The organism is Thiohalorhabdus sp. (assembly GCF_046545655.1).
Taxonomy (GTDB): domain Bacteria; phylum Pseudomonadota; class Gammaproteobacteria; order Thiohalorhabdales; family Thiohalorhabdaceae; genus Thiohalorhabdus.
Genome location: NZ_JBKGZG010000063.1, coordinates 1 through 7,450, shown reverse-complemented (window position 1 = coordinate 7,450; position 7,450 = coordinate 1). Strand labels below are relative to the sequence as shown.

Here is a 7,450-nt window from a genome sequence, read left to right as displayed (position 1 = left end):
GAGCGGCTATGAAGACCTACCAGCACCCCCGTAGGAGCGAGCTCCAGCTCGCGACATGCCCGACCGGGCCCGCCGGATGGACGCGCCATCATTCCGGGGTCCATTGGCCTGCCAAACGGTCGCGGCCTGGAGGCCGATCCTACGGGGAGGCCTGCCGCCCCTTCCCAGGGAGTTCCCATTCCGACAGGTCGCGACGGGGGCCGTCGCTCCTACCCCCGACCGACAGAGGGTGGGCGTTATGACCCGATCCACCCGCAATTGGCTGGCGGCGGGCATCGGCCTGTGGATCCTGCTCGCCCTGCCCCCCGTGCGCGCCGGCCTGGAGGCCACCCTGGCCGGGCACATGGCCGCCCAGCTGCCGCTGCTGGTGGCGGCGGGCTGGTGGCTGGGGCGGGGGCTCGGACCGGTGCGCGCGGGCGAGCTGGCCGGGTTCAACCGCCACGGCGCCCCCGGCGTGCTGCTGGCCGCCTTCACCCTGGCCTTCTGGCTCCTGCCCCGCTCGCTGGACGCCGCCCTCCAGGAGCCGGCCTGGGAGGTGGCCAAATTCCTGGCCCTGCCCCTGCTGGCCGGGGTGCCCCTGGGCCGCAGCTGGCCGCGCCTGCCGGGACTGGCCCGCGCCGCCCTCTGGGCGAACCTGATCCCCATGCTGGGGGTGATGGGCTGGCTCTACATCCAGTCGCCGGTGCGGCTGTGCAACAGCTATCTGATCGATCAGCAGGATCTGCTGGGGTGGGCGCTGCTGGGGATCACGGGGGGGCTGGCGCTCTACTGGGCGGGATGGGCCTTCTTCGGCGGGCTGGGACGCGCGGTGGCCACGGACCGGGCCCGCTGAATCGACATCGCGGCCGAGACGGCCGCTCCTACGATAAGGACAAACGGGGCACCTGTAGGAGCGGCGTCCTCGCCGCGAGCCGTTTCCCACGCTAGAAGTGCACCAGCACGCCGCCGGTGAGCTGATCGAAGTCCGAATCGTAGCGGGTGTGCTCCACGAAGGCGGAGAGCTGGCTGCTTACGCGGTACTGGCCGCCCAGCCCCCAGCTCACCCACACATCCGAGTCGCTGCCCGCCCACTCGGGATCGCTATCCACCCAGGCCAGCCCCAGCCGGGCCTTCAGGGACACCCGTCGGTCCGGCAGCGGCACCAGGTAGGTGGCGTAGCCGCCCAGGGTGGTGAAGCTCGTATCGAGGCCGTTGGCCCCTTCCGGGTCCATGAGCGAGGTGGTCAGCTCGCCCTCCACCCCGAAGCCCGGGGCCACGCCGTCCAGCTGGGCGCCGCCCTTGGCCGCGATGCCGAGGCCGTCGTCGTGGCCGGTGGCGGACTGGATGCCCACCCCGCCGCCGAAATAGACAGGATTCTCCGCCCCCGCCGCCGGCGCGGCGGTCGCCAGGCCGGCCACCATCGCTCCCAGGACCAGCTTGCGTTGCATGTCCAACCCCCCTGTTTGGGACTATGTGAACGAGGGCGTACCCTCTTGACTGTTTGTGGTACGGAGGACACCGCACCGAGGCCGTCCATATCATGCCAGCCCGGATGTCCGAAATCACCTGCCGCCGGCTGGCGACACCCGACCCCGGAGGAACCAGGCAACGCCCATGCTCACCGGCTCGCCGAACCTGGCCCTGACCGTCCTCGGCTGGATGGCCACCGTATTCATCGTGGTGGTGGGCGCGGTGGCGCTGGCCCTGGTGATCGTCTTCGTCCGCGACATCACCCAGAACCGCCAGGCCATCCACCGGAACTTCCCCGTGATCGGCCACATGCGGTCGGTGCTGGAGCTCCTGGGCCGCTTCTTCCGCCGCTACCTGTACGCCATGGACCGCGAGGAGCTGCCCTTCAACCGCGCGGAGCGCAGCTGGGTCTACAGTGCCGCCCGCAACCGCCCCGGCACCGCCGCCTTCGGCTCCACCAAGGACATTCGCCGGCCGGGCACCATCCTGTTCAACAACTGCCCCTTCCCCACCCTGGACACGGACTCCTGCGCCCCCACCCCGGTCACCTTCGGCCCGCACTGCGCCCGCCCCTACACCACCAGCGGTCTGTTCCACGTCTCCGCCCTGAGCTACGGCGCCCTGTCCCGGCCCGCCATCCGGGCCCTGTCCCGGGGCGCCGGGCGGGCGGGCTGCTGGCTGAACACCGGCGAGGGCGGACTGTCCCCCTACCACCTGGAAGGGGACTGCGACCTGGTCTTCCAGATCGGCACCGCCAAATACGGCGTGCGGGACCCCGAAGGGGGGCTGGATGAGGAGCGGCTGCGGGAGGTGGCGGCGCACGAGCGGGTGCGCATGTTCGAGCTCAAGCTGGCCCAGGGGGCCAAGCCGGGCAAGGGGGGCATCCTGCCGGGGGCGAAGGTGACCCCGGAGATCGCCCGCATCCGCGGCATCCCCCCCTACCGGGACGCCATCAGCCCCAACCGCCACCCGGAGGTGGACAACGCTCCGGAGCTTCTGGACATGGTGGAGCGGATCCGGGCGGTCACGGGCAAGCCCACCGGCTTCAAGATGGTCCTGGGCGACCCGGGCTGGCTCGATACGCTGGCCGCCGAGATCCACCGGCGCGGCGCAGAGTCCGCGCCGGACTTCATCGCCCTAGACGGCGCCGAGGGGGGCTCCGGCGCCGCCCCCATGAGCCTCATGGACAACATGGGCCTGGCGCTCACCGAGGCCCTGCCGACCCTGGTGGAGAAGCTCGACGCGCACGGCCTGCGGCCCCGGGTGCGGGTGATCGCCTCCGGCAAGATGGTAACGGCGGAGAGCGTGGCCTGGGCCCTGGCCGTGGGCGCCGACTTCGTGGCCTCGGGGCGGGGCTTCATGTTTGCCCTGGGCTGCATCCAGTCCCTGCGCTGCGACCGCGACACCTGCCCCACCGGCATCACCACCCACAACCCGCGCCTGCAGAAGGGCCTCGACCCGGCGGACAAGGCGGAGCGGGTGCGCCACTACGTGCAGCACATGAACCACGAGGTGGGCATCATCGCCCACGCCTGCGGCGTCCCCGACCCCCGCGAGCTGAAGCCCAAGCACGTGCGGCTGGTGACGGGACCGGGGCGGTCGGTGAATTGGGGGGAACTGATGGGGCGGGGGGGAGGCGAAGAGCCCTTGCGGTGAAACGAAGGTGTAGGAGCGGTCTCCAGACCGCGACAAAGAGGGGACCCCATGCCGACCAGGGCCAATTCATCCGGACAGCAACAACTGCGCAAAGGCCGGGTATCCATCGGAGGACAGGCCTACATACTGACCACGGTTACCCACCAGCGCCGGGCCATTTTCCAAAACCTGGGAGCCGCCCGGAAAGTAGTAAATGCCCTCCGCTATCAGGAAGAAGCTGGAAGGGTGCATTCTCTGGCCTATGTCCTGATGCCGGACCACCTGCATTGGCTGGTGGTCCTCAAGGGCTCATCCGATTTGAGCAATGCAATACGGTCCGTGAAGTCCTACAGCGGACGTCGCCTGAAAACTCTTTTTCAGGAGGAGGATAGCGAGGACCCCATTTGGCAAACCGGCTTTCACGACCGGGCCGTGCGCAGGGATGAGGACCTCCTTCAGGCCGCCCGCTACATTGTGGCCAACCCGCTCAGGGCAGGGTTGGTGGAACAGATTGGAAATTATCCCCATTGGGATGCCGTGTGGCTGGGAGAGGGTGATGGGCCGGACTGGATCCTTGGTTAACCGGGTCGCGAGCTGGAGCTCGCTCCTACACCTTCGCTCAACATTGATGGGATTCACACAGAGCGCCTTCCGACAAAGGTCGCGGCCTGGAGACCGCTCCTACACCTGCGTTCACCTGTAGGCGCGAGCTCCAGCTTGCGACCTGCCGACTAGCTTCCCCGCCCCGCAACCCCATCCAACGCCCCCAACAACGCCTCGTTCTCCTCCGGCGTGCCCACGCTGATGCGCAGGCCGTCGGCGAGCTCTTCGTCGGGGAAGTAGCGGATCAGGATGCCGCGCTCCTTGAGGGCCTCGTACCAGGGACGGCCGTCGCCGTCGGGCACGCGGGCGAAGAGGAAGTTGGCCTGGCTCTCGGCGACGCGGAAGCCGCGCTCGCGCAGGGCCTGGGTCATCCGGGCGCGCTCGGCCACCACCGCATCCAGATTGGGCCGGTAGGCGTCGAGGTTGTCCAGGGCGGCGGTGGCTGCCGCCTGGGCCAGGGCGTCCACGTTGTAGGAGTCGCGCACCTTGTGCAGCTCGGCGGCCACCTCGGGGTGGGCGAAGCCCAGGCCGAGGCGCAGGCCGGCCAGGGAGAACCCCTTGGAGAAGCTGCGGGTGACGATCAGGTTGGGGTGGTCGGCGAGCAGATTGATGCCGTTGTCGCTGGCGAAGTCGGCGTAGGCCTCGTCGAGGACCACCGGGGCGTCCACCGCCCGGCACAGGGCCGCCACCTGCTCCAGGCCGCAGGCGAAGCCGAAGGGGGCGTTGGGCCGGGTGATGAACACCAGGTTGGGCTCGGCGTCGGCGATGGCACGGATCAGCAGGGAGCCCCCCACGCCCCAAGGCACTTCGCGGTAGGTGCCGCCCTGGATGCCGGTCAAGGTCTCGTAGAGGGAATAGGTGGGCGCGGGGGCCACCACGTTCCCGCCGGGGCCCACAAAGGTGCGCAGCAGCATGGTGAGCAGGTCGTCGGAGCCGTTGCCCACCACCACCTGGTCCGGGTCGAGGCCGTAGGCGCGCGCCGCCGCCTCGCGCACGGGGCGGGCGTCGGGCGCCGGGTAGCGGCGCAGGACCTCGCCGGCCGCCGCCTCGCGAATGGCGTCCAGCACCACCGCCGGCGCGGGATAGGGGTTCTCGTTGGTGTTGAGCTTGATGACGCGCTGGCCCGGGGCGGGCTGCTCGCCCGGCTGGTAGCCGGCCATGGCCCGGATTTCGGGGCGCACCCAGTCGGAAATTGACATGCCTTGCCTGCCCTACCCTACACTGACGCGCATTTGCCGGACCCCACCCCACCACCGAGCGAGGAGAGGCCATGAGCCGCATCGAAGTCCGCCAGCCCAGCGAGGAGGAGCTCCGCGACCTCGGGGTCTACCACTGGCCGATCTGGGAAAAGGGGGAATCCCGCTTCCCCTGGACCTACGACGAGCAGGAGGTCTGCTACCTCCTCCAGGGGCGGGTCACCGTGGAGCCCGAGGAGGGGGAGCCGGTCACCTTCGGCGCGGGCGACCTGGTGACCTTCCCGCAGGGGATGAACTGCACCTGGGACATCCACGAGGCGGTCCGCAAGCATTACCGGCTCGGCGAGGACTGAAAAAACCCGGAGAGCGGGCGGCGCCCAATCAAACGTGGCGCCATCCGAAGCCTTCGCCCGCTGAAGCGGGCTCCTACAACGGCGGATGTTGCCCCTGTAGGAGCGGTCTCCAGGCCGCGACAGCCTGTGTCTAAGCGATTTGCCGGGGGAGGCGCAACCGGTCGCGGCGGGGACGCCGCTCCTACCGAGTCCGGGCCTTCCCGGCCGCCTAGCCCTGCTCCTCGCCCTCCAGCTCCTCCACCAGCTCCTGCAGCTCCGAGACCCCGCAGGTCCGCGGGATGCGGAGGCGGTTGGCGCGGGCGAAGCCCACCAGCTGCTGGAACAGCTCGGGGCGCTCCTCGCGCAGGGCGGGGTCCACCAGCAGGCCCTTCACCCCCTTGTAGACGGTGGGCTTGATGTACGGGGAGTAGTGGAGGCGGTTGTCGTCGCCGAAGGTGGCGGCGTTACCGGCGAAGCGCTCGACCCAGTCGCTGGGGCGGAACTTGCCCCCGCTCTGGGTGACGCCCTCGACAATGATCATGCAAGGGTCGTCCTGGGTCCTGGCTACGTCGTTGCCCTCATGCTCGGTCATGGCCGGTGCGTATCCTGTTCGGTCGGCGATTCCGGGAAGCCGTCCTCGCCTCGAAGGGGCGATCGATTATTCGGAGGGGGGCCGGGCCAGTGGCCTCCGAGATGATCCCACAAAACGGCCGCCGCATTCAATTGCCGGCCCCGCACCGTGGAAGCCGGGACGGCCGGCTTGTACCGCGGGCGGCCCTTGGGCAATACTGCCCGCCCTCGGGCCGGCGGATGGACGCCGCCCCGGCGCCTAGTGCGAACCGAATCAACCTAACGGAGCCCGCGATGCGCTATAACCCGCTTGGCAACAGTGGCCTGCAGGTGTCGGAGATCTGCCTGGGCACCATGACCTTCGGTGACCAGAACTCCCGCGAGGACGCCCATGCCCAGATCGACCGGGCGCTGGAGCGGGGCATCAACTTCATCGACACCGCCGAGCTGTACCCGGTTCCGCCCAAGGCGGAGACCCACAGCCGCACGGAGTCCTACATCGGCGACTGGATCGCCCGGAACCCGGGCAAGCGCGGGGACCTCGTGCTCGCCACCAAGGTGGTGGGCCGCTCGCAGATGCTGCCCTGGATCCGCGGCGGCGACGAGCTGCCGGTGGTGGACCGCAGCAACATCGAGCGGGCCATCGAGGGCAGCCTGAAGCGCCTGCAGACCGACTACGTGGACCTCTACCAGATCCACTGGCCGGACCGGAACGTGCCCAAGTTCGGCGAGGCCCGCTTCGACCCGCAGCGCGAGTGGGAGGCCCACCCGGTGCGCGAGCAGCTTGAGGTGCTGAAGGAGCTGGTGGACGCCGGCAAGGTCCGCTACATCGGCCTGTCCAACGAGACGCCCTGGGGGGTGATGCAGTTCACGCGCATGGCCGAGGAGCACGGCCTGCCGCGGGTGGTGTCCGTGCAGAACGCCTACAACCTCATCAACCGCGCCTTCGAGAACGGCCTCGACGAGGTGAGCTACCGCGAGAACGTGGGCCTGCTCGCCTACTCCGTGCTCGCCTTCGGCCACCTCACCGGCAAGTACCTGGACGGCGCCCAGCCCGAGGGCGCCCGGCTGACCCTCTATCCGGACTTCGGCAACCGCTACGCCAAGCCCGGGGTGGAGCCGGCCTGCCGCGAGTACGTGAACCTCGCCCGGGAGGCGGGCCTGGACCCGGCCCAGATGGCCCTGGCCTTCGTCCGCCAGCAGTTCTTCACCACCAGCACCATCATCGGCGCCACCACCATGGAGCAGCTCGACGCCGACATCGACAGCCTGGAGGTGACCCTGGGCGACGATCTGCTCGCCGCCATCGACGACATCCACCGGCGGTATACCAATCCGGCGCTGTAGGGGTTCGGCGTTCGGACCGACAGGGCATGGGGTGTTTCCCCGTGCCTTTTTTGTCCGGGGGGCCTGTCCGAATCGCGGCCCGGGACGGCTGCTCCTACAAGAGGCCGAACCGAAGGTGTAGGAGCGGCCTCCAGGCCGCGACCCTCTCAACCGGGGAGAATGTCGCGAGCTGGAGCTCGCTCCTACATCTCCGTTTCGGCATGTCCCAGCAAAGCCTTTCCCCTCAATCCGAGCGCGGAAACAGCGGGAAGTTGGGCGACGGCGGATTGAGCACCCGGTGCAAGCGGCGCCGGGGCAGCCCCGGACGCGGCCGGGCCC

8 protein-coding genes are annotated in these 7,450 nt (G+C 69.5%); 5 read left to right on the top strand and 3 right to left on the bottom strand.

What is annotated here, in order from left to right:
- Window positions 1–238 precede the first annotated feature (238 nt).
- Window positions 239–832, top strand: coding sequence for a hypothetical protein (locus ACLFRB_RS11130; protein WP_411069084.1), 594 nt, complete (start codon window positions 239–241; stop codon window positions 830–832).
- 91 nt (window positions 833–923) lie between these two features.
- Here ACLFRB_RS11130 and ACLFRB_RS11125 read toward each other — a convergent pair whose 3' ends face one another.
- Window positions 924–1,427, bottom strand: coding sequence for an outer membrane beta-barrel protein (locus ACLFRB_RS11125; RefSeq protein ID WP_411069083.1), 504 nt, complete (start codon window positions 1,425–1,427; stop codon window positions 924–926).
- 166 nt (window positions 1,428–1,593) lie between these two features.
- Between ACLFRB_RS11125 and ACLFRB_RS11120 the strand changes: the two genes are divergently transcribed.
- Window positions 1,594–3,105: an FMN-binding glutamate synthase family protein gene (locus tag ACLFRB_RS11120; RefSeq protein WP_411069082.1), complete on the top strand. Its 1,512-nt coding sequence runs from the start codon at window positions 1,594–1,596 to the stop codon at window positions 3,103–3,105.
- Window positions 3,106–3,153: 48 nt separating this feature from the next.
- Window positions 3,154–3,666: an REP-associated tyrosine transposase gene (locus ACLFRB_RS11115; RefSeq protein ID WP_411069081.1), complete on the top strand. Its 513-nt coding sequence runs from the start codon at window positions 3,154–3,156 to the stop codon at window positions 3,664–3,666.
- 149 nt (window positions 3,667–3,815) lie between these two features.
- Here ACLFRB_RS11115 and hisC read toward each other — a convergent pair whose 3' ends face one another.
- Complete coding sequence (hisC, locus tag ACLFRB_RS11110; RefSeq protein ID WP_411069080.1) at window positions 3,816–4,886, bottom strand: histidinol-phosphate transaminase; 1,071 nt, start codon at window positions 4,884–4,886, stop codon at window positions 3,816–3,818.
- Window positions 4,887–4,957: 71 nt separating this feature from the next.
- On the opposite strand from hisC, the gene ACLFRB_RS11105 reads away from it, so the two are divergent.
- A complete protein-coding gene (locus tag ACLFRB_RS11105) occupies window positions 4,958–5,236 on the top strand; it encodes a cupin domain-containing protein (RefSeq protein ID WP_411069079.1) in 279 nt (92 codons plus the stop codon).
- 208 nt (window positions 5,237–5,444) lie between these two features.
- Here the strand turns inward: ACLFRB_RS11105 and ACLFRB_RS11100 are convergent, their stop codons facing one another.
- Window positions 5,445–5,807, bottom strand: a complete 363-nt coding sequence (locus ACLFRB_RS11100; RefSeq protein WP_411069078.1) for a DUF3579 domain-containing protein — start codon at window positions 5,805–5,807, stop codon at window positions 5,445–5,447.
- A gap of 272 nt (window positions 5,808–6,079) precedes the next feature.
- On the opposite strand from ACLFRB_RS11100, the gene ACLFRB_RS11095 reads away from it, so the two are divergent.
- A complete protein-coding gene (locus ACLFRB_RS11095; RefSeq protein ID WP_411069077.1) occupies window positions 6,080–7,132 on the top strand; it encodes an NADP(H)-dependent aldo-keto reductase in 1,053 nt (350 codons plus the stop codon).
- Window positions 7,133–7,450: the final 318 nt, after the last annotated feature.